Here is a 24,770-nt window from a genome sequence, read left to right as displayed (position 1 = left end):
TTGAGTACCTCAGATTCTGTGGCAGACTTCTGCCATGGCGGAGCGATGGACACGTGAGCGGCGACTCGAGCACACCCGCTCGTTGCTGCTCGACGCCGCCGAGGATGTGTTTGCCGAAAAGGGTTTCCTGGCAGCCAAACTCGATGACATCGCCCATGCCGCCGGCTACACGAAGGGCGCCATCTACAAACACTTCGCCACCAAAGAGGACCTTTTCCTGGCGGTCAGCGACCGGTACTGGCGGCGTTATTTCGACAACTTCGCCGAGGTGATGGCGTCGGCGAAGTCGGTCACGGCGCAAGAGTTCGACGATATCGCAGCGCGCTGGCGCCAGCTGAGCAGAGACCGCGGCGCTGAGCACGCGGCGTTGGGGCATGAGTTCACGCTGTACCTTCTCCGGAATCCGGAGGCGCGGGAACGGGTGGCCGCGAAGCGATCAGAGGTGGTCGAGAAGCTCAGCGAATTCATCGTCAAGGGCATCGACCGTCTCGGCGGGACACTGCTGATCCCGCCGTTGACCTTCGCACAAGTGCTGATCGCCACCAGCGACTCGGTGATTCTGGGCAGCGAGCTCGACGACGTGGACCTTTACCGCCCCATCGTGGAGATGTACACCTCGGCGATCAAGCTGCCCTAGCTTTATATAGCCTTACGCCTATATAGATGCGGTGCAATACTCGAGACGTGGACGTCTTCGAGGCGATCGCCGAACCGAACCGCCGAATCCTGTTGGACACGTTGGCCGCCGGGGACCGCACCGCGGGCGAACTCGTTGCGGCGCTGCCGGATTTGACCCAGCCGTCGGTGTCGCGGCACTTGCGCATCCTGCGCGAGGTCGGCCTGGTCGAGGTGCGTCCAGACGCGCAGCGGCGGATCTATGCATTACGTGCCGATGGACTCGTGGCGATTGACAGCTGGATCGAGCAGTACCGCCAGTTCTGGACCGGTCATCTCGACGCACTTGAGCGCCACCTGAACAAGAGCAAGGAGAATTCATGATCAGCCGCGAGGGCCAACTCAGTATCGAAAACGACCGGGCGATACTCACTTTCGAGCGACGGCTCCCCCACCCCATCGAGCGGGTGTGGGCCGCGATCACCGATCCCGCCGAGCGCGGGCAGTGGATGGGCGCCACGTCCATCGATGCGCGTGAGGGCGGGACGATCGAGATGACGCCGGCCGCACCGCCGATTCCGGCCGAACGGAAGCGGATGACCGGCCGGATTCTGGTTTGGGATCCGCCGCATGTTTTCGAGCACGAGTGGAACCAGCGGATCGTCGAGCCCGGCGTCGTGCGGTACGAGCTGTCGCCCGACGGGGAAGGAACGCTGCTGCGATTCAGCCATCGTGGCCTGGGGGTGCGCAACGCCAACGGTTTTCGACCAGGCACGCATGCTTACCTCGATCGGCTCGAAGCTCACCTGGCCGGGACGGAGATTCCCGACTGGCAGCAGCGCTACCGCGAGGTGGCCGACAGCGCATACGGAGGACAAGCATGGTGACACCTCAGGTTGTGGTGGCCTACCACTCGGGCTTCGGCCACACCGCGACGTTGGCCCAAGCTGTCGGTCGTGGCGCCGAGACCGCCGAGGCCCACGTTCGACTGATCGCGGTCGACACCGTCGGTGACGACGACTGGCCGGTGCTCGATGGCGCCGACGCGATCATCTTCGGTTGCCCGACCTATATGGGCAACGTGTCGGCCGGGTTCCAGGCGTTCGCTGAACGCACGGGCCGACGCTGCATGGAGGGCACGTGGCGCGACAAGGTCGGTGCCGGATTCACCAACTCCGGATCGAAGGCCGGCGACAAGCTGCAGACGCTCAGCGCGTTGGCGGTGTTCGCCGCGCAGCATCACATGCACTGGGTCAACCTCGGCCTGACCGCAGGGTGGAACACCAGCGCCGCAAGCGAATTCGAGCTCAACCGACTCGGCTTCTGGCTCGGAGCCGGCGCCTCCACCGATGTCGACGCCGATCCGCAAGCGGTGCACGAGGCCGATGTACGCACGTGCGAACACCTCGGCCGTCGAGTCACCGCGGTGACGCGTCAACTGCTGGCCGGCCGAGCCTCAGTGGCCGCCCACGATGCCAGGAGCGCCATATTGTCAGCGGTCGATGTGTCAGGTGGTGCGGTGTAGACGGTCAGGTGCAGGCCGGGATCGGCCGGCAGTTCCAATGACTCGACATCCAAATCAAGTCGACCCACGACCGGATGATGCATCCGCTTGCGGCCGGATCGATGGAGCCGGACGTCCTGGGATGCCCACCGCTGCCGGAACAGCTCACTGCGCGTTGACAATTCGCCGACCAGCGCGATGAGACCCTCGTCGTGTGGATTGCGACCGGCCTCCATGCGCAGTTTCGCAGCCACGTCACCGGCGATGTGGTCGTAGTCGACGAAGAATGCTTCGGCCGCCTCGGGGTCCAGGTAAACGAACCGCGCGGTGTTTGCGGGCCGTCGCGGGTCGGACAGCACTGGTGAGAACAGCGCTCGAGCAAGCGAATTCGTCGCGAGGACGTCATAACGCCCGTTACAGATCCAGGCCGGCGCGTCCGAGATGGCGTCGAGCACCTGCTGCAATGTCGAGCGCAGCACCCCGGTAGGCCTGGGCCGACGAGCCCCTGTGGGCGCCCCGGACTGGCGCGCGAGGTGGAACAGGTGGTCGCGCTCGGCTTCGTCGAGTCTCAGCGCAGAAGCCAACGCCTCGAGTACACCGTCGGAGCTACCGGCGAGGCTGCCGCGCTCCATGCGCACGTAGTAGTCGACGGATATCCTCGCCAACAGCGCTACCTCCTCGCGACGCAGGCCTTTGACCCGACGGTGACCGCCGTAAGCCGGCAGGCCCGCCTGCTCAGGTGTGATGCGGGCGCGACGCGAGCTGAGAAACTCCCGGATGTCGGCGCGCAGATCCATCGTGGTCATCACTTCACCGTAGGCCTGAGCCGACAGTTAGGGGGTGCCCGATGCAGTCGTCGCGATGCCGCCGTCCACCGGGATGATGGCGCCAGTGAGGTAGGACGCGGCTCGGCTGGCGAGAAACACGGCAACACCAGCCATGTCGTCGTCGCGGCCGAGCCGGCGCAGAGGGGCCGTTGCCGCGATCGTGTCGCCCACGACCTCGAGTGTCGACGCCATCATCTGCGACGGGAAGGGTCCCGGCGCTACCGCGTTCACCGTGACGTGCTGCGGGCCCAGCTCTCTGGCAAGCACTCTGGTGAGTTGGTGCAGGGCCGCTTTGCTGCTGGCGTAGGAGTAATTGGGCGACTGCGCGACGTGGATGGCGGCGATACTGCCGATGTTGATGATCCGCGCAGGATCATCGGCTGTGCCTGCCGCGCGGAGTGCGGGAAGTAGCGACTGCACCAGCCAGAACGGCGACTTGAGGTTGAGGTCGATCACGGCGTCCCACGCCTCGTCCGGGAATGTTTCCAGCGGCTCGCGCCACATCGCTCCCGCGTTGTTGACGAGGATGTCCAGGCGTTGGAAGTCGGCCGTGACGTGATCAGCGAGCCGCCGACACTCGTCGTGCTTGGACAGGTCGGCCGGATATGCGTGGACCGTGCCGAATTCAGACAGTTCGTGCTGTGCCTGCGCACACGCGTCGGCATTGCGAGAGCTGACGACGATGCGTGCGCCCGCCTGGAGGAGGCCGCGTGCGATCATCATGCCGATACCCTTGGTGCCGCCAGTGACGAGCGCGTACTTTCCGCTCAGGTCGAAAAGTTCTGCGTGCGTGGTGAATCGGCTGTTTGCCATTGGTCTCCGTCTCTGTTTGTCGCGGGCCGACTCAACCAGATTGACAGGCGTTCGACACGACTGGGAGACCGTGGCGATACAGGTACTGCGAGAGCCACCTAGAACGGGCCATAGGGCTACGACAGTTTTGATCCGCTCAGCGGATGCGCGCCGAAGAGGTCAGTCGCGGTGGACTTCGACGCCCCACAGCACGCGGCGCACCACGGTGCGGAATCCACGGGTCTGGGCGGGCGGTGCTGTCACAGCGATAGTGTCGGGCTCGGGCTCTGCTTCGGGCTCGGGCTCGACCTCAGCCGTTGGCTGCGGTTCGGCCTCAGGCTCGGGCTCGACCTCAGGCTCCGGCTCGGCCTCAGGCTCCGGCTCGGCTTCGGGCTCGGCCTCAGCCTCCGGCTCGGCCTCGGCCTCAGCTTCGGGCTCCGCTTCAGCCTCAGCCTCAGGCTCGGGCTCAGCTTCGGGCTCGACCTCAGCCTCGGGCTCCGCTTCCGGCCCGGCCTCGGCCTTAGCCTCCGGCTCGGGCTCTGCCTCAGCCTCGGCCGTATCACCAACAGCCGCGGCATCTTCGGAGTCGTGCTCAGCGGCCACGGCCGCGGCGGCGGTGATTCCGCCGCCGGTGGCGACGGCCACCAGATCCTCGGCCATCTTCTCGGCAGGCGACTCCTCGTCGGGCGCCTCGGTCGCGTGCGTGCCGCCGAGCGTGGCCGGATCCTCACGGCCCTTGGGCGCCAACAGGATGTACACGATCGCGCCGATGAACACGAACACCGACGTGAACGAGTTCACCCGGATACCCGCGATATGAGTGGCGGTGTCGTCGCGCAGCAACTCGACCCAGAACCGGCCGACGCAGTACGCCGCCACATACGCCGCGAACAGGCGCCCGTGACCGATCTTGAACCGCCGGTCGATCCAGAGCAAGAAGACGAACACCGCGACGTTCCACAACAACTCGTAGAGGAACGTCGGCTGCACCACACCGGCGACCTGTCCGGTCGACACCCCGTCGAGGGAATGCACGTCGACCATCCCGGACGAGTCCCGCCGGTAAAAGATCTCCATGCCCCACGGCACTGTCGTCTCGCGGCCGTAGAGCTCCTGATTGAAGTAGTTGCCGAGCCGGCCGATCGCCTGGGCCAGAACAATGCCCGGCGCAATCGCATCACCGAACGCCGGCAACGGAATCCCCCTGCGCCGGCAGGCAATCCATGCGCCGACCCCGCCAAGGGCGACCGCACCCCAGATGCCGAGGCCACCATCCCAGATCCGCAGTGCCGCCCCGATACCTGCGCCACCCTCGGCGAAATAGGTCCGCCAGTCAGTCATCAGGTGATAGAGCCGGCCACCGATTAGACCGAACGGCACGGCCCACAGCGCGATGTCGTAGATGACACCGCGCTCACCACCACGCGCCGCCCAACGTCGGTCGCCGATCACCAGCGCGGCGATAATCCCGGCGATGATGCACAGTGCGTAGGCCCGAATCGGGACCGGGCCCAGATGCCACACACCTTGCGGCGGGCTCGGGAAATAGGCCAAGACGGTTGTCGTCACGAAGCAGACACCTTCTGTCGCACACCCACGGCCAGCTCCTCGGTCAGCGTCCGCACCGCCGCCAACCCGTCGGTCAGCGCCGACACCAGAGCCGAACCCACAATGACCCCGTCGGCGAAGGCCGCGATCTCGGCGGCCTGCTCACGTGAGCGCACACCAAGACCGACCCCGACGGGGATATCCGAGACTACCTTGACCCGTGCGACCAGTTCCGGTGCGGCGCTGGACACGACGTCACGGGCACCGGTGACACCCATGGTCGACGCCGCATAGACGAACCCCCGCGAGGCTTCCACGGTTTTCGTCAGCCGCTCCGGGGTCGACGACGGCGCCACCAGAAAGATGCGATCCAGGTCGTACGTCTCGGCGGCAGCCAGCCACTCGTCGGCCTCGTCGGGAATCAGGTCCGGAGTGATCATGCCCAATCCCCCGGCGGCCGCCAGGTCGCGCGACCACGCGTCAATCCCGTAGTGCAGCATCAGGTTCCAATACGTCATCACCACCGCGTGACCGCCGGCGGCGCTGATCGCCTCCACCGCGCGCAGCGTGTCGCGAACCCGGACACCGCCCTGCAACGCTGCCTCGGTCGCGGTCGCGATGACCGGGCCATCCATCCCCGGGTCGGAATACGGAACACCGACTTCGACGATGTCGCAACCCGATTCGACCAGCGCGACCAGGGCGTCGATCGAGACGTCAACGGACGGATAACCGGTCGGCAGGTAGCCGATCAACGCAGCCCGACCCTCGTCGTGGCACGTCGCGAAGACCGAACCCAGCCGGCCCGACTGGCTGTGCTGGACCGTCATGAGGCTCCCGGGCCGGACCCGTCGAACAGCCCGAACCACTTGGCCGCCGTCTCCACATCCTTGTCCCCGCGGCCGGACAGGTTGACCAGGATGATCGAATGGGGCCCCAGCTCAGCCGCCAGCTTCACCGCGCCCGCCACCGCGTGCGCGGATTCGATGGCCGGGATGATGCCCTCCAATCGGCACAGCAGCCGGAACGCGTCCATGGCCTCGGTGTCGGTGATCGGCTGGTACTCGGTGCGACCGATGTCCTTGAGGAACGCATGCTCGGGCCCGACGCCCGGATAGTCCAAACCTGCTGAGATCGAATGCGACTCGATGGTCTGGCCGTCCTGGTCCTGCAGCAGGTACGAGTACGAGCCCTGGAATGCACCGGGCGTTCCACCGGTGAAAGTCGCTGCGTGCCTACCGGTTTCGACGCCGTCGCCGGCCGCTTCGAATCCGACGAGCCGCACCGACGTGTCATCGATGAAGGGGTGGAAGATGCCGATCGCGTTGGAACCGCCACCCACGCACGCGGCAATCGCGTCAGGCAGCCGGCCGGCCTGTGCCAGCATCTGCGCCCGGGCTTCCAGGCCGATGATGCGCTGGAAATCGCGCACCATCATCGGGAACGGGTGCGGGCCGGCCGCGGTGCCGAAGCAGTAGTAGGTCCGATCGGCGTTGGTGACCCAGTCGCGGAAAGCGTCGTTGATGGCGTCCTTGAGTGTCTTGGATCCCGACTCCACCGACACCACCTCGGCGCCGAGCAGTCGCATCCGCGCCACGTTGAGCGCCTGGCGCGCGGTGTCCACCGCGCCCATGTAGATCACGCACTCCAGGCCCAGCAGCGCGCATGCCGTCGCGGTCGCGACCCCGTGCTGGCCGGCGCCGGTCTCGGCGATGACCCGAGTCTTGCCCATCTGCTTGGCCAGCAGCGCCTGTCCGAGCACGTTGTTGATCTTGTGCGAACCGGTGTGGTTGAGGTCTTCGCGCTTGAGGAAGATCCGCGCTCCGCCCAGGTGCTCGCTCAACCGGACCGCTTCGTAGAGCGGCGACGGCCGTCCGGCGTAGTGGGTCTGCAGGTTGTCGAGGCGATCGAGAAATTCCTGGTCGGTCCGGGCCTTTTCGTAGGCGGCCGTCACTTCCTCGATCACGGCCATCAGTGCCTCGGCCACATAGCGTCCACCGAAGACCCCGAAGTGGCCGCGGGCGTCGGGCTCATGCGCGGTCGGCTCGGCGACGGCCGCACTCATGCGCGGCACGTTCGGAGTGGAGAGATCAGCCACGACTCAGCGAGCTGGCTTCGGGCAGGAGGGATGAGCTCCCGCGGTGACCAGGTCAGCGACGGCGCTGCGCGGATCCCCGCTGGTGACCAAGCCCTCGCCGACGAGCACCGCGTCGGCCCCGGCGCCGGCGTAGGCCAGCAGGTCACCGGTCCCCCGCACGCCGGATTCGGCGACCCGGATGATGTCGGACGGCAACCCCGGGGCGATCCGCGCGAAGCAGTCCCGGTCCACCTGCAGGGTCTTGAGGTCGCGGGCATTCACACCGATCACCTTGGCCCCGGCCTCCAGAGCCCGGCTGGCCTCTTCTTCGGTGTGCACCTCCACCAACGCCGTCATGCCGAGGGACTCGGTGCGCTCCAGCAGCGACTCCAAGGCCGGCTGCTCGAGTGCGGCCACGATCAGCAGCAGCATGTCGGCACCGTGTGCCCTGGCCTCGTGGATCTGGTAAGGCCGGACGATAAAGTCCTTGCGCAGCACCGGAATTCGTACCGCAGAGCGCACCGCGTCCAGGTCCGCCAAGGAGCCGTCGAATCGGCGCTCCTCGGTCAGCACACTGATCACCCGGGCGCCGCCGCTCTCATACGCGCGAGCCAGCTCGGCGGGGTCGGCGATGTTGGCGAGTTCACCCCGGGAAGGACTGGCGCGCTTGACTTCGGCGATCACGGCGATACCCGGCGCCCGCAGCGCGGCCAGCACGTTCAACGGAGCCGGCGCCGCCTCGGCAGCGGCCTTGACCTCATCGAGGCTCACGATCGCCTCGCGGGCGGCAACGTCTTCGCGCACTCCCTCGATGATGGAGTCGAGCACGGTTGCCGAACTCATGGCTGCCGGATCCCTTCTCACGCCGTGGCGATGTGGCTTAAGTCGTCTTGTGAAGGGTAGTCGTATCGAGCCGCGCATTCGTCACCGACCCTCGGTGTCGGTGCGGCGATCTGTGGGATCGACACCTTCGTCGAGCGCATCCCACATCCCCCGCTCCGACACCCCCGGCTCGGCCTCCTCGTTGCGCGCAGCGCTGCGGCGAACCGCCGGTGCGGCGTATTTGGCCGTGGCCTGCCGCCCGGTGGCCGCCGAGCGCATCAGTAGCACCGCGGCGACCAGCGCACACGCCGCGGCGCCGATGGTCAGCCCGGCGCCGACATAGTGCCGGTCGCTGGCCACCAGCGTTGCCACCGGGAACTGGGCGAGTTCGGCGGCACGGGGGCCGACGTCGGGGGTGACGATCAGGCTGACGCCGAGATAGCCGAGCAGCAGGGTCACCACCGCCACGAGCACCGCGACCGCCCGCAGACCCCATCCCCGCACCGCCAGCCCGGCCACCGCCGCGGCCAGCAGCAGCACCGCCAACGGCAGCAGCGCGTTGGACCAGCTGGCTCCCGTCAGCGTCACGGTCTTGGGTTGACCGAGGCCGTCGAACGACGTCGCCGACACCCACACCATCCGCGACGCCACCCAGAGCAGCACCGCCGAGACCACCAGCAACAGCTGTCCGATGCGGATCATCACGGCGCGCCCAGCGTCTCGGCGGCGGCGATCGCGCTCAGCACCGCCTTGGCCTTGTTGGCGGACTCGTTGTACTCGTAGGGACCGTTGGAGTCGGCCACCACACCGCCACCGGCCTGCACGTAGGCGGTGCCCTTGCTCATCAGCGCGGTGCGGATGGCGATGGCAAAGTCCGCATTGCCGGCGAAGTCCAGGTATCCGACGACGCCGCCGTACAGGCCGCGGCGGGTCTTCTCAACCCCTTCGATCAGTTCCATCGCCCGCACCTTCGGCGCCCCGGTGAGGGTGCCGGCCGGGAAGCAGGCCGTCACCGCGTCCAGCGCCGTGCGGCCGTCGGCGAGCAGCCCGGTGACCGTCGAGACGATGTGCATGACGTGGCTGTACCGCTCGATGTGGCTGTAATCCTCCACGCGCACCGTGCCCGGGACGCACACCCGGCCAAGATCGTTGCGGCCGAGATCGACCAGCATCAGATGCTCCGAGCGTTCCTTCTCATCGGCCAGCAGCTCCTTCTCCAGCAGCTGGTCTTCCTCCTCGGTCTGACCACGCCACCGGGTCCCGGCGATCGGATGCGTGGTGGCCCAGCCGTCCTTGACCGTCACCAAAGATTCCGGGCTGGAGCCGACGATCGAAAAGGCCGTTCCCCCAGTCTCATCGGGCACGTGCATGAGGTACATGTACGGGCTGGGATTGGTCACCCGCAGCATCCGGTACACGTCGATCGGGTCGACGGCGGTATCGATCTCGAAGCGCTGCGACGGCACCACCTGGAACGCCTCGCCGGCCTCGATCTCCTTGACCAGCCGCTCGACGATCTCGCTGTACTCCTCCATCGTGCGCTGCGAGCGGTGCCGGGGCTGCGGTCGCGAGAACGTCGCCACCGTCGACGACAGCGACTGGCTCAGCGCCGTGGTCATCACGTCGAGGCGCGCGACGGCGTCGTCGTAGGCCCAGTCCACGCGGTCGTCGGTGCCGTTCCAGTTCACCGCGTTGGCGATCAGGGTGATGGTGCCCTCGTGATGATCGACGGCGGCCAGATCGGTGGCGAGCAACAGCAGCATGTCGGGCAACCCGAGATCGTCGACGACCAATTCCGGCAGTCGCTCCAGGCGCCGGACGAAGTCGTAGGCGAAGAACCCGACCATCCCGCTCGACAGCGGCGGCATGCCGGCGAGCGACTCGGTGGACAGCAGCGCCATCGTCTCGTGCAGCGCCGTGAGCGGATCGCCGCCCGTCGGGGCGTCCTGCGGAGTGGCGCCCAGCCAGACGGCCTCGCCGTCACGCACGGTCAGCGCGGACGGCGCACCCGCCCCGATGAACGACCATCGCGACCACGAGCGGCCGTTCTCGGCGGACTCGAGCAGGAAGGTTCCGGGGCGGTTGGCTGCCAGTTTCCGGTAGGCCGACAGGGGTGTCTCGCTGTCAGCGAGCACCTTGCGGATCACCGGCACCACGCGATGTTCGGCGGCCAGCGCCCGGAACTCCTCGCGCGTGGTGGTGGCGGCGAGGTTGGATTGCACGGATACATCCTCCCAGACCCGCCGAGCCCATTTGACCGGCGTAGCCTGCACCCATGAAACGTGGAGACCGGGTTGCGGACTTCGAACTGCCGGACCAGACCGGCACGGTGCGCTCCCTGACTGAGCTGCTGGCCGACGGACCGATCGTGCTGTTCTTCTACCCCGCCGCGATGACGCCCGGGTGCACCAAGGAAGCGTGCCATTTCCGCGACCTCGCCTCCGAGTTCGCCGCGCTGGGCGCGAGCCGGGTGGGCATCAGCACCGACGCCGTCGAGAAGCAGGCCCGGTTCGCCGACTCGCAGAGTTTCGACTACCCGCTGCTGTCGGATGCCGACGGTGCGGTGGCCACCGCGTTCGGGGTCAAGCGCGGGCTGCTGGGCAAGCTGATGCCGGTCAAGCGGACGACGTTCGTCATCGACACCGATCGCACGGTGCTCGAGGTCATCGCCAGCGAGCTCAACATGGACAGCCACGCCGATAAGGCGCTGGAGGTGCTGCGTCAGCGCCAGAAGGCCTGACCGCGCATTGTGAATCCGGTTCTGCAACTCGACGATGTGACGTTTCGCCGCAACGGCAAACAGATCATCGACGGCATCTCACTCACGGTTCAGCGGGGCGAGCACTGGGCACTGTTGGGCCCCAACGGCGCCGGCAAGAGCACCCTGCTCGGGTTCTGCGCCGCGGTGACGTTCCCCACCACCGGCACGGTGACGGTGCTCGGCGGTCGGATGGGGCGCACCGATCTGGCCACGCTGCGCCGATTAATCGGGCACGTGAATCCGCGTCACCGCCTTCAATATTCGCTCACGGTGCGTGAGGTCGTGCTGACCGGTATCACCGCCACCATTGACCTTCCCATGCGTTGGACGCCGAGCCCCGCGGAGGCCGAGCACGCCGACGCGATGATCGCCGCGGTGGGCATGACCGGCAAGGCCGATGAGGTGTGGCCGACGCTGTCACAGGGTGAACGGGGCCGCACTCTCATTGCGCGGGCACTGGTTTCGGAGCCCGAACTGCTGCTGTTGGACGAGCCGACGACCGGGCTTGATGTTGCGGCGCGTGAGCAGCTGCTGCAAACCATCGACGATCTTGACCGGATCCACCCCGACGTGGCGTCGATCCTGGTGACCCATCACCTCGAAGAGCTGCCGACCACCACCACGCATGCGCTGCTGATCGCCGACGGCCGGACCGTGGCCAGCGGGCCTGCGCGCGAAACCATCTCGACCGACAACGTCACCGCCGCGTTCTCGCATCCGATCGAGGTCGGCTACCACGAGGGCCGCTGGAGCGCGCGGGCCAAATCGCTACAGTGACGCCATCCGCGGGTAGAGGATCGCTGGACCGAGCCAGCGTCTGAGGAAACGACGCAGTTCGGTTCCGTCTTGCCCGGGTTGCCGGGGATCGGTCAGCAGCGATTGCACGGTGCGCGCCGTCATTTCACACAGATCTCGGAGTGCCGAGGCATCGAAACCGTGCAGTTCCCAGTCCACATCGAAGCGGTGAAAGACCGACAAGCAGAACGTGATCGCCGTGTCCGATGTCAGTGAGGTGACGGCGTCGCCCTCATATCGGCGGGTGAGCAGATTCTCCAGCTGCGGATCGCCGCCGAGGTTCTCGATCCCGAACGACACGCTCTCGACAACGGCTGAAACCGGGTCGTTGAGGCCGCGGACGTGTTCGACGACCTGGTCGATGAATCCGTCGACGGCACGCATCGAGCTGGCAATGAGCAGCGCGTCGGCATTCGGGAAATAGCGGTACACCGTCTGGCGCGTGACACCGAGCTTGCGAGCGACGTCGGCAAGCCGGATCGCCGGACCCTGTTCGGCCACCACTTCGTCGACCGCGTCGAGGATTCGGGCAATCGCCTCCTCGTCTGAGGCGGGCGTCACCCCCGCCCAGCCGCGACTACGCATTGGCCCCCGCAAGCATGTCGACGTCGAAGGTGATGGGAAGTGTTGTTGGACCGGTCATTCCCAGCACGGATTTCCATGGGGCCGGGCCGACGCGCTGCGGCGCGGACAGGCGCCGGGTGAGCACGACGAGGGCTTCGGCCAGTTCCCGGCGTGCGAGATTGGCCCCGAGGCAGTAGTGGGCACCGCCGCCGAAGGTCAGGATCGGTGGCACGTTTGTACGCGAGATGTCGAAGCGGTCGGCATCCTCATAGATCGCGGGATCGCGGTTGGCGGCAAAGGAGTTCGCGAAGACGAAGGTCCCGGCGGGAAACAGATAACCGCCGAACTCGGCATCCTCCACGGCTGCTCGCGGCACGATGCAGGCCGCGGGCGAGTGGCGCATGCTTTCGTCGACGGCCTGCATCCCGAGTTCCGGTTGCTCACCCAGCTTCGCCCACTGATCCGGATGCTCGCAGAGCACCTGTACCGACGCCGCCAGTTGGTTTCGTGTGGTGTCGGTCCCCGCCATCAAGAAGCCGGCGACCAGCCCTCGGAGCTCCTCCAGATTCAGCTTCTCGCCGTCACTTTCCGCGCGAATGAGTTCTGACAGCAGGTCGTCGGTCAGGTTGTCTCGGCGGGCGGCGACCATGTCGTCGACGTAGGCATCGAGCTCGCCCCACGCGCGCATGATCGCGGACTCGTCGAAGTTCGCATCAGGCTGGAAATTGAAGGCCTTGAAGATCTCCTCGGTCCAATCCGAGAACAGCTGCCAATCCTCGCGAGGCGCGCCGATCAGGGCGCAGATGATCGGGGTGGGATAGGGACGGGCGATGTCGGTGACGACGTCGCAGCGCCCGGCGTCCATGACTCGATCGATCAGTCTGTTGACGACCTCCTGGATCGTGTCGGAAAGACGCGACGTGGCACGGGGAGTGAACGCCTTGGACACCAGTTTGCGCAGCCGGACATGTGGCGCGCCTTCCAAACCCAGGAGGCTGGTCGTCAGCTTGTCGTACAGCGGACCCGACGTGATGCCCTGCGCCGCCAGGGTGATACCCGGCGGCAGTCGGAACCTGTTGTCGCGCAGTATCTCCCGGGCCAACTCGTAGGACAGGATCTCCGGGCCGAGAGGCCCGATGGCGATCGGCGCGCGCGATTGCGCGCTGCGCAGGTCATCGAGGATGTCCTGCGGCGTCGCGGTGAGGTCATAACTGATCGTCGGCAGGTCAGCGTCGAAGACGTTGGGAGCGTGCACGGGCATGGGAGTCTCCTTCAGCACGGACATCTATGCCCCGAGTGTATGACCACTAATGACGGAGGTCAACGAGAACGCCGCAATTAGACCATACCGGCACGGTGGCCCCCGCAATGGTCATACATTTTCTTGGGATGCGTCTAGAAGACGGTGCTCAGCTCTCGGGCCCGAGCAACTGGTCGGCGTCGAAGCAGCTGTGATCACCGGTGTGGCATGCCCCGCCGACCTGGTCCACTTCCAGCAGCACCGCGTCGCCGTCGCAGTCCAGGCGCACCGAGTGCACATGCTGGGTGTGCCCGGAGGTCGCGCCCTTGACCCAGTACTCCCCCCGCGACCGCGAGTAATAAGTGGCTTCGCGGGTCTCCAGCGTGCGGGCCAGCGCCTCGTCGTCCATCCACGCCACCATCAGCACGTCACCGGTGCCGCGTTCCTGGGCGATCGCGGCGAACAGGCCGTTGGCATCGCGCTTGAGCCGCTTGGCGATATCCGGGTCGAGGCTCATCGCACGCCACCCCGATTCGTCCTCTTCGCTGCGCTCATCGGACTCCCCCCCGATTCGTCCTCTTCGCTGCGCTCATCGGACGGTGATCCCTTCGCGTGCCATCGCCGCCTTCACCTCACCGATCGTCAGTTCGCCGAAGTGGAAGACGCTGGCCGCCAGCACCGCGTCCGCCCCCGCCTCCACGGCGGGCGCGAAGTCGTCCACCGCGCCGGCGCCCCCGCTGGCGATCACCGGGACCGTGACGGCCTTGCGGACCGCACGCAGCATCGCCAGGTCGAAACCGGCCTTGGTGCCGTCGGCATCCATCGAGTTCAGCAGGATCTCGCCGACGCCCAATTCTGCCCCGCGCCTGGCCCATTCGACCGCATCGATCCCGGTCCCCTGCCGACCACCGTGGGTCGTGACCTCCCAGCCGGACGGGGTGCTCGTCGATCCCGCGGGCACCGTGCGGGCGTCCACCGACAACACGATGCACTGCGAGCCGAACTGCCGCGACAATTCGGCCAGCAGTTCCGGGCGCGCGATCGCGGCGGTGTTCACCGAGACCTTGTCGGCCCCGGCCCGCAGCAGCATGTCGACGTCCTCCACCGAGCGCACACCGCCGCCGACGGTGAGCGGGATGAAGACCTGTTCGGCGGTGCGGCGCACCACATCCAGCATGGTCGCGCGACCCGACGAGGACGCCGTGACGTCCAGGAAGGTCAGCTCGTCGGCGCCCTCGGCGTCATAGACGGCCGCCAGCTCGACGGGATCGCCTGCGTCGCGCAGGTTCTCGAAGTTGACACCTTTGACCACCCGCCCGGCGTCGACGTCCAGGCAGGGAATCACACGCACCGCAACGTCCATCAGAGGTAGTTCTCCGGCGGTCCGACCCGGTCGAGGATCTCCATGACGTGCTCGTGCACGCCGGGCGCGGCGGCCAACGCGGCCCGCGACGACGGCGTCCACTGCTCACCGGACAGGTCGGTGACGATCCCGCCCGCGGCGCGGACCAGCGCCACCCCCGCGGCGTGGTCCCAGATGTGGTCGCCGAAACTGATTGCCGCGCCCATGATTCCGGACGACACGAACGCGATATCGATACCGGTGGCGCCGTGCATCCGCAGCTTGCTGCAGACCCGGCTCAAGTTCTCCAGCACGGCCAGCCGATAACGGCCGGGGAACCGCCCCCGCCAGTCGACGTTGAACGTGCCGATGCCGATGACGCACTGACCGATCTCGCCGTGCCCGATCGGCGGTTGCGCTTCGCCGTTGTAGTACACCGGACCGCCGGCCACCGCGCTGTAGCGCTGATCGGTGAACGGCAGCCAGGTCAGCCCGGCGACGGGCTCGCCGTTGTGCAGCAGCCCCAGCAGGATCGCGGCCATCGGCGATCCCGCTGCGTAGTTGAAGGTGCCGTCGATCGGGTCGAGCACCCATACCAGCTCGGAATCGATGGGTGCACCGCCGAATTCCTCGCCATGCACGCCGATGCCGGTCGTCGACTCCAAGGCCTGAACGACCTGGCGTTCGATGGCCAGGTCGACCTCGGTGGCGAAATCGTTGCCCTTCTTCTGCACGGCCGAGTCGGCTCGGTGCCCGGCGATGAACGGCTTGGACGCCTCGTCCAGAATCGCGGCCGCCTGGGCCACCAGCGTGTCGAGGTCCACTACCGACTCACCGCGGCGAGCGCCTCCGGCAGCGTGAATCGGCCGGCGTAGAGCGCCTTTCCGACGATCGCGCCTTCTACGCCGCTGTCGGTCAGCGTCGCGATCGCGCGCAGGTCGTCCAGGCTCGACACTCCCCCGGAGGCGATCACCGGCGCGTCGGTGCACTCGGCGACACCCTCGAGCAGGTCGAGATTGGGTCCAGTGAGCGTGCCGTCCTTGGTGACGTCGGTGACGACGAACCGCGAACAGCCCTCACTATCGAGGCGCTCCAGCACATGCCACAGGTCGCCGCCGTCGGTCTCCCAGCCGCGGCCACGCAGCCGGTGCTCGCCCTCCACGACCTGCACGTCGAGACCGACGGCCACCTTGTCGCCGTACTCGGCGATTGCGGCGGCACACCACAGCGGGTTTTCCAGCGCAGCCGTGCCGATGTTCACGCGAGTACAGCCGGTGGCCAGCGCGGCTTTGAGCGACTCGTCATCGCGAATGCCGCCGGACAGTTCGACTTTCACGTCGAGCGCACCGACCACTTCGGCCAGCAGCTCACGGTTGGAGCCGCGGCCGAACGCGGCGTCGAGATCCACCAGGTGAATCCATTCGGCGCCGTCGCGCTGCCAGGTCAGCGCGGCGTCCAGCGCCGAGCCGTACTCGGTCTCGCTGCCGGCCTTACCTTGCAGGAGACGGACCGCCTTACCGTCGACCACGTCGACGGCGGGCAACAAAATCAGTGGCACTTACAGCCCCTCAACCCAATTGGTGAGCAGCGCCGCACCGGCGTCGCCGCTCTTTTCCGGATGAAATTGTGTCGCTGACAGCGGCCCGTCCTCGACGGCGGCCAGAAACCGCACATGGTGACTGGCCCAGGTCAGCTTCGCCTCAGGTGCACCCTCCCACTTCTGTGCGGCGTAGGAGTGCACGAAGTAGAACCGGGTGTCGGCGTCCAAGCCTTTGAACAGCACGCTGTCCGGTGCCGCTTCGACGACGTTCCAGCCCATGTGCGGGATCACCGGCGCATCGAGTCGGGTCACCGAACCCGGCCACTGTCCGCACCCTTGCGATTCGACCCCGAACTCCACGCCGTGGGCGAACAGGATCTGCATCCCCACGCACACACCGAGCACGGGACGGCCCGCGGCCACCCGGTCGGCGATGATGCGGTCGCCGCCGATCCCGCGCAGGCCGGTCATGCACGCCTCGAAGGCGCCGACCCCGGGCACGACCAGGCCGTCGGCGTTCAACGCGCGCTGCGCGTCAGCGGTCACCTCGACGTCTGCCCCGGTGCGCTCCAGCGCTCGTTGCGCCGAGCGCAGGTTGCCTGAACCGTAGTCGAGGACGACCACATCCTTCTTGCGGGAAACCGGTGTCACAGTGAGCCTTTGGTGGACGGCACGCCGGAGACCCGGGGATCGGGCTCGACGGCCTGGCGCAACGCGCGGGCCACCGCCTTGTATTCCGCCTCGGTGATGTGGTGCGGGTCGCGGCCGTAGAGAGTGCGGACGTGCAGCGAGATGCGGGCATTGAACGCCAGCGACTCGAACACGTGCCGGTTCACGACCGTGTGGTACGGGACGCTCGAGCCGGCAATGGTGAAGTCGACCATGTAGTCGGGTTCGCCGGTGTGCACGAAGTAGGGGCGGCCGGAGACGTCGACCGCGGCGTGGGCCAGCGTCTCGTCCATCGGGATGAAGGCGTCGCCGAATCGGCGGATCCCCTTCTTGTCGCCGAGCGCCTGCCCCAGCGCGGTGCCCAGAACGATCGCGGTGTCCTCGATGGTGTGGTGGCCTTCGATGTCGACATCGCCCTTGGCGGTGATCGCCAGATCAAAGCTCGCATGGGTGCCCAGCGCGGTCAGCATGTGGTCGAAGAACGGCACACCGGTATGCACGCTGACGTCACCGGTGCCGTCGAGGTCGAGTTCGACGACGATGTCGGACTCGCGGGTCTTGCGCTCGACCTTTGCGGTGCGGCTCATGGTGCTCCTATGTGGGCCAGTTCGGAGGCGGCCAGCCGTGCACTGGCGGCCAGGAAGGCGTCATTCTCGTCGGCCAATCCGATTGTGGTGCGCAAATATCCGGGAATGCCGACATCACGAATCAGGACGCCGTCGTCGAGGTAGTGCTGCCAGGCCTTCGCCGCGTTGGCGAATTCGCCGAACAAGACGAAGTTGGCGTCGCTGGGGATGACGCGGAATCCGTACTCGCTCAGTGCGGCACTGACCCGTTCCCGTTCAGCGATCAGCGTGGCGACGCTGCCCAGCGTGTCGTCGGCGTGGCGCAGCGCGGCGCGCGCGGCGGCCTGGGTGACCACCGAGAGGTGATACGGCAGCCGGACCAACAGGACGGCATCGATGATCGCCGGGGCAGCGATCAGGTAACCGAGCCGGCCGCCGGCGAACGCGAACGCCTTGCTCATGGTGCGGCTGACGATCAGCCGGGACGGGTACTCCTCGATCAACGCGATCGCGCTGGGCTGGCTGGAGAACTCACCGTAGGCCTCGTCGACGATCAGGATGCCGTGGCGCATGACGTCAAGTAGCCGTCGCAGGTCCTCCAGCGGAACGCTCTGTCCCGACGGGTTGTTCGGGCTCGCGATGAACACCACATCGGGGTCACGGGCGGCGATGACGGTCGCCGCGGTGTCGACATCGAGGGTGAAGTCAGCCGCGCGTACCGATTCGATCCACTCGGTCTGGGTTCCGTTCGAGATGATCGGGTGCATCGAGTAGGACGGCACGAAACCGATCGCGCTTCGGCCCGGGCCGCCGAACGCCTGCAGCAGCTGCTGCAGGATTTCGTTGGATCCGTTTGCCGCCCAGAGGTTCTCGGTACCCACCTCGACGCCGGTTTGAGCCCGCAGGTAGGCGGCCAGATCGGCGCGCAGCGCTACGGCGTCACGGTCGGGGTAACGGTGCAGGTCGGCGGCGGCCGCCGCCACCGAGCGGGTGACGTCGTCGACGAGAGCTTTACTCGGCGGGTGGGGGTTCTCGTTCGTGTTCAGCCGCACCGGCACATCGAGCTGCGGTGCACCATACGGAGATTTACCGCGCAGGTCATCGCGCAGCGGCAGATCAGCCAGCGTCACACCGGCTCCGGGGATGTTCGTCACCGTTCGAACCTCCGGCGGACCGCTTCCCCGTGGGCCGGCAGGTCCTCTGCCTTGGCGAGGGTGATCACATGACCGGCAACGTCTTTGAGCGCCGCCTCGGTGTAGTCGACGACGTGGATGCCGCGCAGGAAGGTCTGTACCGACAGGCCGCTGGAGTGCCGGGCACAGCCCGCGGTCGGCAACACGTGGTTCGACCCGGCGCAGTAGTCGCCGAGGCTGACCGGCGACCAGGGCCCGACGAAGATCGCCCCGGCCGCGCGGATCCGGCCGGCCACCTCATTGGCGTCGGCGGTCTGGATCTCCAAATGTTCTGCGGCGTAAGCATTCACGACCTGCACGCCGGTGTCGACATCGTCGACCAGCACGATGCCAGACTGCCGCCCACGCAACGCCTCGGTGACCCGCTCGCGATGCTTGGTGGTTTCCAGCTGCACGGCCAGCTCGGCTTCGGTGGCCTCGGCCAGCTCGGTGCTGTCGGTCACCAGCACGCTGGCGGCCATCACATCGTGCTCGGCCTGGCTGATCAGATCGGCGGCGATGTGCACCGGGTCGGCGGTGTGGTCGGCCAGGATCGCGATCTCGGTGGGTCCGGCCTCGGCGTCGATCCCGATCTGCGAACGGCAGATCCGCTTGGCTGCCGTGACGTAGATGTTGCCCGGACCGGTGACCATGTCGACCGGTGCCAGCTCGGCACCGTCGGTGTCGGTGCCGCCGTAGGCCAGCAGTGCGACGGCCTGCGCACCGCCGACGGCCCAGACCTCGTCGACACCGAGCAGCGCGGCCGCCGCCAGAATCGTCGGGTGCGGCAGGCCTCCATGGTCGGCCTGCGGCGGACTGGCGATCACCAGCGAGTCGACACCGGCGGTCTGGGCGGGCACCACGTTCATCACGACGCTCGACGGATAGACGGCGTTGCCGCCCGGTACGTAGAGGCCCACCCGCTCCACGGGGACCCAGCGTTCGGTGACCGAGGCGCCGGAGTCGAACAAGGTGGTGGTGTCGGTGCGGCGCTGGTCGGCGTGCACGGCGCGGGTGCGATCGATCGCCACCTCCAGCGCGGTGCGCACATCGGCAGGCAGCGCGGCCAGTGCATCGGCCAGTGCGGCGACCGGAACGCGCACGGTGTCGGGACGCACACCGTCGAACTTCTCGCCGTACTCCAAAGCCGCGACCGCGCCGCGCTCGGCGATATCGTCGACGATCGGCCGGACCTTGGGGACCACGGCGTCGACGTCCACGCCGCCGCGGGGCAGCGCCGCACGCAGCGACGCGGCGGTGAGCGCGCGGCCGCGCAGGTCGATCCGGTTCATGGCGAAGCTGGTCATCGCTTCAATTGTCCCCGATCGATGCACCCGAATAAAAATCGATTGAGTACACGTCGCGATGGCCCGGATACTGCGGTTATGCAATGGGAGCTGTGGCTGGCGTTCGTCGGCGCCGCAATCGCCATCAGTGTGTCGCCCGGGGCGGGCGCGATCCAGTCCATGGCGACCGGTCTGACGCACGGTCTGCGGCGCGGCTATTGGAGCATCACCGGACTGGAGATCGGCCTGATGCTGCAACTCGCGGCCGTCGCGGTCGGACTGGGCGCGGCAGTGGCGCAGTCGGTGGTCGCGTTCACCGTGATCAAGTGGATCGGCGTGGTCTACCTCATCTATCTCGCCGTCCGCCAATGGCGGAGCAAGCCCTTTGACCTCGGCGAACAACTCAGCGCCGAAATCAGTGCCGGCCGGCTCAATCTGCTGGTCCGCGGCTGTCTGGTCAACGTCACCAACCCGAAGGGCCTGGTGTTCCTGCTGGCGGTGCTCCCCCAATTCCTCGTTCCCACGGCCCCGCTGCTGCCGCAGTACCTGGCGATCGGCGCGACGATGGTGGTCGTCGACCTGGTGGTGATGGGCGCCTACACCGGGCTCGCGGCCCGGCTCCTGGGCTGGCTGCGCACACCACGCCAGCAACGGGCCATGAACCGCACGTTCTCCGGCCTGTTCGCGGCCGCGGCGGTGGTGCTGTCCCTGGTGCGCCGGGGCGCGGCCGCCTAACGTGGGCGCCATGTCGACCAAGGATCACCCGAACAACGCCCCCGGCGTGCCGATGCGGTTCCCCGTCTGGTTCGAGAAATTCCAGATCAAGTACTTCAATCCGGCCGTGAAGCCGCTGGCCAAGTACATGCCGGGCATGTCGGTCATCAAGCACCGCGGCCGCACCTCGGGCAAGCAGTACGAAACCGTCGTCTCGGCCTATCGCAAGGGCGACACCCTGGCCATCCTGCTGGCGCACGGCAAGACCAACTGGGTCAAGAACATCCTGGCCGCCGGCGAGGCCGACATCCACCACAAGCGCCAGGATCTGCACCTGGTGAACCCGCGGGTGGTGCCGGCGGGCACCGACAACCCCTCACTGCCGGGCATCGCCCGCAATGGGGTCAAACGCGGCGTCGGCGCGTTCGTCGCCGATATCGCCTGAGTCAGACCTCGGTCAGAGGTCCAGACCGACGTCGAGGACCCGCACCGAGTGAGTCAACGCACCGACGGCCAAGTAGTCCACCCCGGTCCCGGCGTATTCGCCGGCGGTGTCCAGGCTCAGGCCGCCCGACGACTCCAGCAGCACACCCGGTGCGTTCGCGTTGCGACGCTGGACGGCGATTTGGGTCTGCCACACCGGGAAGTTGTCGAGCAGGATCAGCTGCACGTCCTCGGCGAGCACCTCGTCGAGCTGTTCGAGGGTGTCGACCTCGACCTCGCAGGGCAGGTCCGGCGCCGCGGATCGAACCGCCCGCAGGGCGGCGACGACCGAGCCGGCGGCCGCGACGTGGTTGTCCTTGATCAGCGCGGCATCGCCGAGGCCCATTCGGTGGTTGACGCCGCCACCGACACGCACCGCGTATTTCTGCAGTGCCCGCAGGCCCGGCAGGGTCTTGCGGGTGTCGCGGATCTTGGCGTTGGTGCCCTCGACCGCGTCGACCCACGCCGCGGTGGCGGTCGCGATGCCGGACAGGTGGCACACGAGGTTGAGCAGCGTCCGTTCGGCGGTCAGCAGGCCGCGGGTCTGTGCCTGCACCCGCAGCAGCGCCGCACCGGCTTCCAGCCGGGTGCCGTCGTCCACCCGGTCCACGACCTGGTAGCCGTTCGCGCCGAGCACCTCGTCGAGAACCAGTAGCGCCACGTCGATTCCAGCGGCGACACCGGGTTCGCGCGACACCAGCGATGCCGAGGTGGTGGCGTCGTCGGGCACGGTGGCCAACGTGGTGATGTCGGGGCCGTAACGCAGGTCCTCGTCGAGCCCACGGCGGATCGTGATGCGAGCTTCGGCGAGCTCGTCGTCGGTGAGCTTCATCGCAGGCAGGCCGCCGCGTGGTCGCCGTGCAGCGTGCGGCTGAAGGCTTGTGCGGGATCGGGTTCGGGGTGATCGCCGCGGTGGTGGCAGCCGCGGGATTCGGTGCGCGCCAACGCCGCTGCCGCCACCGCGCGGGCGGTCGTGGTGAGTGCGACGTCCTCAGCGGCCGCGCGGGTGGTCATCCGCCTGGGTTTGGCCTCGGCGAGGGTGTCGGTGAGGCGCTGCAGTCCGGCACCGTCGCGGACCACCGAGGCGAATTCGGTCATCGCGGTCTGCAGTACCCGCCGATCGAGCGCATTGTGTTGCTGCTCTTGCGCTTTGGCCACCGGCGCACCGACGTTGCGGGCGTGCTCGACGGCCGCTTGGCCGGCACGGCCGCCGACGACAAGGCCTTCCAGCAGACTGTTGGAGGCCAGCCGGTTGGCGCCGTGCATGCCGGTGCGAGCGACCTCGCCGGCGGCCAGCAGCCCCGGCAGCTCGGTACGACCGTGGACGTCGGTAGCCACCCCACCGCAGCTGTAGTGCGCACCGGGCACAACCGGGATCGGTTCACTGGTGGGGTCGATCCCGGCGGCGCGGCAGGCCGCGGTCACCGTCGGGAAGCGTCGGGCGAAGTTCTGGATGCCACGCGCGTCCAAATACACACACTCGTCACCGCTTTCGCGCAGCCTGGCCTCGATGGCCGCGGCCACGACGTCGCGGGGCGCCAGATCGCCCAGCGGATGCACACCGGCGGTGACCGACTGACCGCGGGCGTCGCGCAGGACCGCACCCTCACCGCGCAGCGCCTCGGTGATCAGCGGTCGACGCCCGGTGCCGTCGCGGTCGAACAACATCGTCGGATGGAACTGGACGAATTCGATGTCGGTGACACCGACGCCGGCCCAGAGGGCCAGCGCGATGCCGTCGCCGGTGGAGCCTTCCGGGTTGGTCGTCGCCCGGTAGAGGTGACCCAGCCCGCCGGTGGCGAGGATGACCGACGGGGCGTGCACGATGCCGATGCCGTCCGCATTGCGGACCAGGACGCCGGTGACCGCCGTCCCGTCGCTGAGGATCTGCAGCGCAACGTGATTGCGCCGGATGTCCAAGGTGGCGGCCGCGTGGTCGAGTGCGCGCTGCACCTCGGCGCCCGTGGCATCGCCGCCGGCGTGGATGATGCGGCGGCGCGAGTGACCGCCTTCACGGGTGAGTGCCCATTGGCCGGGAGCGCTCTCGTCGAACCGGGCGCCGTCGTCAACCAGGTCGGCCACCGCGCGGTAGCCGTCGGCGACGATCGAGCGCACCGCATCGGGATCGCACAACCCGGCGCCGGCGGCCAGGGTGTCACGGACGTGCGCGTCCACGGAGTCGTCGGTGTGCGGTAGCACCACCGCGATCCCGCCCTGTGCGTAGAACGTCGCGGTGTCGGGCGCCTTGCTCAAAACGACTGTACGACAGCCCTTTCGGTGCGCGGCCAGCGCCGCGGCCAAACCGGCGACGCCCGTGCCGATCACCACGACATCGGCGCGCTGCTGCCAGTCCACACCTGCGGCGCCGGCACCGCAGGCGAAGGAGCGGGTCATTCGCCGCCGCCGGGCTGACCGATCTCGATCATCCGCTGCACGCTGGTGCGGGCCAGCCGGGCGGTCTCGGGATCGACGTCCACCTCGTCGGCGCCGTCGACCAGGCAGCGCAGCAAGGCGGCCGGGGTGATCATCTTCATGTACTTGCAGGACGCCCGATCGTTGACGGCCTGGAAGTCGATACCCGGTGCGGCACGGCGCAATTGGTGCAGCATGCCGACCTCGGTCGCGACCAGCACCTGCTTGGCGTGCGATGCCTTGGCTGCGTCGAGCATGCCGCCGGTGGACAGGATCTTGACCCGGTCCGACGGGAAGGCGCCTTCGCCGGCGAGGTACAGAGCCGAGGTGGCACAACCGCATTCGGGGTGCACGAACAGCTCCGCGTCGGGGTGAGTGCGGGCCTGGTCGGCCAGCTCATCGCCGTTGATGCCCGCGTGCACGTGGCACTCACCGGCCCACACGTGAAGATTCGTCCGGCCGGTCATCCGGCGCACGTGTGCGCCGAGGAACTGGTCCGGGCAGAACAGCACCTCGCGGTCGGCGGGGATGGAGGCCACCACCTCGACGGCATTGGAGGAGGTGCAGCAGATGTCGGTGAGTGCCTTCACCGCGGCCGTGGTGTTGACGTAGGACACCACAACGGCACCGGGGTGCTCGTCCTTCCAGGCCTGCAACTCCTCAGCGGTGATGGAGTCGGCCAGCGAGCAGCCCGCGCGCTGGTCGGGGATCAGCACCGTCTTCTCGGGGCTCAGGATCTTGGCGGTCTCGGCCATAAAGTGCACGCCGCAGAACACGATGGTCTCTTCGGCGGCCTCGGCGGCGATTCGCGACAGCGCCAGCGAGTCACCGACATGGTCGGCGACATCCTGAATGGCCGGTAGCTGGTAGTTGTGCGCCAGGATGGTCGCGTTGCGCAAGGTGGCCAACCGGCGGATCTCAGCGGCCCATTCCTCGTCACCGTTCACGCCGGTGTAACCCCCGGGCCCGTCGGTGATGCGGTCGACGAGTCCGTTATCGACGGCGTCTGCACGATCCAAGACGGTCATTTCCGCCTCCTGT

29 protein-coding genes are annotated in these 24,770 nt (G+C 67.6%); 8 read left to right on the top strand and 21 right to left on the bottom strand.

What is annotated here, in order from left to right; genetic code table 11:
* The first annotated feature begins 34 nt into the window (after positions 1-34).
* The 4 genes from K0O64_RS13930 to K0O64_RS13915 are packed head-to-tail and all read left to right on the top strand — an operon-like array spanning position 35 to position 2,140.
* Entirely contained in the window at positions 35-637 is a 603-nt protein-coding gene (locus tag K0O64_RS13930) for a TetR/AcrR family transcriptional regulator (RefSeq protein ID WP_071944995.1), read from the top strand.
* 47 nt (positions 638-684) lie between these two features.
* The gene (locus tag K0O64_RS13925; RefSeq protein WP_071944997.1) at positions 685-999 is read left to right on the top strand and encodes an ArsR/SmtB family transcription factor; all 315 of its coding nucleotides are present in this window, start codon (positions 685-687) and stop codon (positions 997-999) included.
* Complete coding sequence (locus K0O64_RS13920; RefSeq protein WP_071944999.1) at positions 996-1,502, top strand: SRPBCC family protein; 507 nt, start codon at positions 996-998, stop codon at positions 1,500-1,502. The genes K0O64_RS13925 and K0O64_RS13920 overlap by 4 nt, the downstream gene beginning before the upstream one ends.
* Positions 1,496-2,140 carry a flavodoxin family protein gene (locus K0O64_RS13915; protein WP_071945001.1) on the top strand — a complete coding sequence of 215 codons (645 nt, stop codon included), beginning with the start codon at positions 1,496-1,498 and terminating at the stop codon, positions 2,138-2,140. Before K0O64_RS13920 ends, K0O64_RS13915 begins: the two co-directional genes overlap by 7 nt.
* Here K0O64_RS13915 and K0O64_RS13910 read toward each other — a convergent pair.
* The 8 genes from K0O64_RS13910 to K0O64_RS13875 form a co-directional block, all read right to left on the bottom strand.
* Complete coding sequence (locus K0O64_RS13910) at positions 2,050-2,925, bottom strand: helix-turn-helix transcriptional regulator (protein ID WP_071945003.1); 876 nt, start codon at positions 2,923-2,925, stop codon at positions 2,050-2,052. The genes K0O64_RS13915 and K0O64_RS13910 overlap by 91 nt on opposite strands.
* A 27-nt stretch (positions 2,926-2,952) precedes the next feature.
* On the bottom strand, positions 2,953-3,759 hold the full coding sequence (locus tag K0O64_RS13905) for an SDR family oxidoreductase (protein WP_071945005.1): 807 nt from the start codon (positions 3,757-3,759) through the stop codon (positions 2,953-2,955).
* Between the two features lie 159 nt (positions 3,760-3,918).
* Positions 3,919-5,307: a prolipoprotein diacylglyceryl transferase gene (locus K0O64_RS13900; RefSeq protein ID WP_071945007.1), complete on the bottom strand. Its 1,389-nt coding sequence runs from the start codon at positions 5,305-5,307 to the stop codon at positions 3,919-3,921.
* On the bottom strand, positions 5,304-6,116 hold the full coding sequence (gene trpA / locus K0O64_RS13895; RefSeq protein ID WP_071945009.1) for a tryptophan synthase subunit alpha: 813 nt from the start codon (positions 6,114-6,116) through the stop codon (positions 5,304-5,306). The genes K0O64_RS13900 and trpA overlap by 4 nt, the downstream gene beginning before the upstream one ends.
* On the bottom strand, positions 6,113-7,351 hold the full coding sequence (gene trpB / locus K0O64_RS13890) for a tryptophan synthase subunit beta (RefSeq protein WP_164520071.1): 1,239 nt from the start codon (positions 7,349-7,351) through the stop codon (positions 6,113-6,115). Before trpB ends, trpA begins: the two co-directional genes overlap by 4 nt.
* A 36-nt stretch (positions 7,352-7,387) precedes the next feature.
* Positions 7,388-8,206, bottom strand: coding sequence for an indole-3-glycerol phosphate synthase TrpC (gene trpC, locus K0O64_RS13885; RefSeq protein ID WP_071945013.1), 819 nt, complete (start codon positions 8,204-8,206; stop codon positions 7,388-7,390).
* 81 nt (positions 8,207-8,287) lie between these two features.
* Positions 8,288-8,887, bottom strand: coding sequence for a TIGR02234 family membrane protein (locus tag K0O64_RS13880; protein ID WP_071945015.1), 600 nt, complete (start codon positions 8,885-8,887; stop codon positions 8,288-8,290).
* Positions 8,887-10,407, bottom strand: a complete 1,521-nt coding sequence (locus tag K0O64_RS13875; RefSeq protein ID WP_071949861.1) for an anthranilate synthase component I — start codon at positions 10,405-10,407, stop codon at positions 8,887-8,889. Before K0O64_RS13875 ends, K0O64_RS13880 begins: the two co-directional genes overlap by 1 nt.
* 53 nt (positions 10,408-10,460) lie before the next feature.
* On the opposite strand from K0O64_RS13875, the gene K0O64_RS13870 reads away from it, so the two are divergent.
* Entirely contained in the window at positions 10,461-10,925 is a 465-nt protein-coding gene (locus K0O64_RS13870; RefSeq protein ID WP_071945017.1) for a peroxiredoxin, read from the top strand.
* A 9-nt stretch (positions 10,926-10,934) separates the two neighbouring features.
* The gene (locus K0O64_RS13865; protein ID WP_071945019.1) at positions 10,935-11,723 is read left to right on the top strand and encodes an ABC transporter ATP-binding protein; all 789 of its coding nucleotides are present in this window, start codon (positions 10,935-10,937) and stop codon (positions 11,721-11,723) included.
* On the opposite strand, the gene K0O64_RS13860 is transcribed toward K0O64_RS13865, so the two are convergent.
* From K0O64_RS13860 to hisD, 10 genes are all read right to left on the bottom strand, one after another.
* Positions 11,715-12,326, bottom strand: a complete 612-nt coding sequence (locus tag K0O64_RS13860; protein ID WP_071945021.1) for a TetR/AcrR family transcriptional regulator — start codon at positions 12,324-12,326, stop codon at positions 11,715-11,717. The genes K0O64_RS13865 and K0O64_RS13860 overlap by 9 nt on opposite strands.
* Positions 12,319-13,566 carry a cytochrome P450 gene (locus K0O64_RS13855; protein ID WP_071949862.1) on the bottom strand — a complete coding sequence of 416 codons (1,248 nt, stop codon included), beginning with the start codon at positions 13,564-13,566 and terminating at the stop codon, positions 12,319-12,321. Before K0O64_RS13855 ends, K0O64_RS13860 begins: the two co-directional genes overlap by 8 nt.
* A 148-nt stretch (positions 13,567-13,714) precedes the next feature.
* The gene (hisI, locus tag K0O64_RS13850; protein ID WP_071945023.1) at positions 13,715-14,062 is read right to left on the bottom strand and encodes a phosphoribosyl-AMP cyclohydrolase; all 348 of its coding nucleotides are present in this window, start codon (positions 14,060-14,062) and stop codon (positions 13,715-13,717) included.
* A gap of 72 nt (positions 14,063-14,134) precedes the next feature.
* Positions 14,135-14,908 carry an imidazole glycerol phosphate synthase subunit HisF gene (gene hisF, locus K0O64_RS13845; protein ID WP_071945025.1) on the bottom strand — a complete coding sequence of 258 codons (774 nt, stop codon included), beginning with the start codon at positions 14,906-14,908 and terminating at the stop codon, positions 14,135-14,137.
* Positions 14,908-15,711, bottom strand: a complete 804-nt coding sequence (locus tag K0O64_RS13840; protein ID WP_071945027.1) for an inositol monophosphatase family protein — start codon at positions 15,709-15,711, stop codon at positions 14,908-14,910. Before K0O64_RS13840 ends, hisF begins: the two co-directional genes overlap by 1 nt.
* The gene (gene priA, locus K0O64_RS13835) at positions 15,711-16,445 is read right to left on the bottom strand and encodes a bifunctional 1-(5-phosphoribosyl)-5-((5-phosphoribosylamino)methylideneamino)imidazole-4-carboxamide isomerase/phosphoribosylanthranilate isomerase PriA (protein WP_071945029.1); all 735 of its coding nucleotides are present in this window, start codon (positions 16,443-16,445) and stop codon (positions 15,711-15,713) included. Before priA ends, K0O64_RS13840 begins: the two co-directional genes overlap by 1 nt.
* Positions 16,446-17,078: an imidazole glycerol phosphate synthase subunit HisH gene (gene hisH / locus K0O64_RS13830; RefSeq protein WP_071945031.1), complete on the bottom strand. Its 633-nt coding sequence runs from the start codon at positions 17,076-17,078 to the stop codon at positions 16,446-16,448. It abuts the gene before it with no gap.
* Entirely contained in the window at positions 17,075-17,683 is a 609-nt protein-coding gene (hisB, locus tag K0O64_RS13825) for an imidazoleglycerol-phosphate dehydratase HisB (RefSeq protein ID WP_071945033.1), read from the bottom strand. The genes hisH and hisB overlap by 4 nt, the downstream gene beginning before the upstream one ends.
* Positions 17,680-18,807: a histidinol-phosphate transaminase gene (locus tag K0O64_RS13820; RefSeq protein WP_071949863.1), complete on the bottom strand. Its 1,128-nt coding sequence runs from the start codon at positions 18,805-18,807 to the stop codon at positions 17,680-17,682. Before K0O64_RS13820 ends, hisB begins: the two co-directional genes overlap by 4 nt.
* A gap of 5 nt (positions 18,808-18,812) precedes the next feature.
* Positions 18,813-20,141 (bottom strand): histidinol dehydrogenase, encoded by a 1,329-nt coding sequence (gene hisD, locus K0O64_RS13815; protein WP_071945035.1) that lies wholly within the window; start codon positions 20,139-20,141, stop codon positions 18,813-18,815.
* 78 nt (positions 20,142-20,219) lie between these two features.
* Here hisD and rhtB point away from each other — a divergent pair, with 78 nt between their 5' ends.
* On the top strand, positions 20,220-20,855 hold the full coding sequence (gene rhtB / locus K0O64_RS13810) for a homoserine/homoserine lactone efflux protein (protein ID WP_071945037.1): 636 nt from the start codon (positions 20,220-20,222) through the stop codon (positions 20,853-20,855).
* Positions 20,856-20,865: 10 nt separating this feature from the next.
* A complete protein-coding gene (locus K0O64_RS13805; protein WP_071949864.1) occupies positions 20,866-21,279 on the top strand; it encodes a nitroreductase family deazaflavin-dependent oxidoreductase in 414 nt (137 codons plus the stop codon).
* Between the two features lie 12 nt (positions 21,280-21,291).
* Here the strand turns inward: K0O64_RS13805 and nadC are convergent, their stop codons facing one another.
* Genes nadC through nadA form a run of 3 tightly spaced genes read right to left on the bottom strand, consistent with a single transcriptional unit; the run spans position 21,292 to position 24,757 of the window.
* On the bottom strand, positions 21,292-22,149 hold the full coding sequence (gene nadC / locus K0O64_RS13800) for a carboxylating nicotinate-nucleotide diphosphorylase (protein WP_071945039.1): 858 nt from the start codon (positions 22,147-22,149) through the stop codon (positions 21,292-21,294).
* Complete coding sequence (locus K0O64_RS13795) at positions 22,146-23,711, bottom strand: L-aspartate oxidase (RefSeq protein WP_071945041.1); 1,566 nt, start codon at positions 23,709-23,711, stop codon at positions 22,146-22,148. The genes nadC and K0O64_RS13795 overlap by 4 nt, the downstream gene beginning before the upstream one ends.
* A complete protein-coding gene (gene nadA / locus K0O64_RS13790; RefSeq protein WP_071945043.1) occupies positions 23,708-24,757 on the bottom strand; it encodes a quinolinate synthase NadA in 1,050 nt (349 codons plus the stop codon). Before nadA ends, K0O64_RS13795 begins: the two co-directional genes overlap by 4 nt.
* Between the last annotated feature and the right edge of the window lie 13 nt (positions 24,758-24,770).

The sequence above is a fragment of the Mycolicibacterium pallens genome, from assembly GCF_019456675.1.
GTDB classification, from domain to species: Bacteria; Actinomycetota; Actinomycetes; order Mycobacteriales; family Mycobacteriaceae; genus Mycobacterium; species Mycobacterium crocinum.
This window is presented reverse-complemented; position numbering and strand designations above follow the sequence as displayed.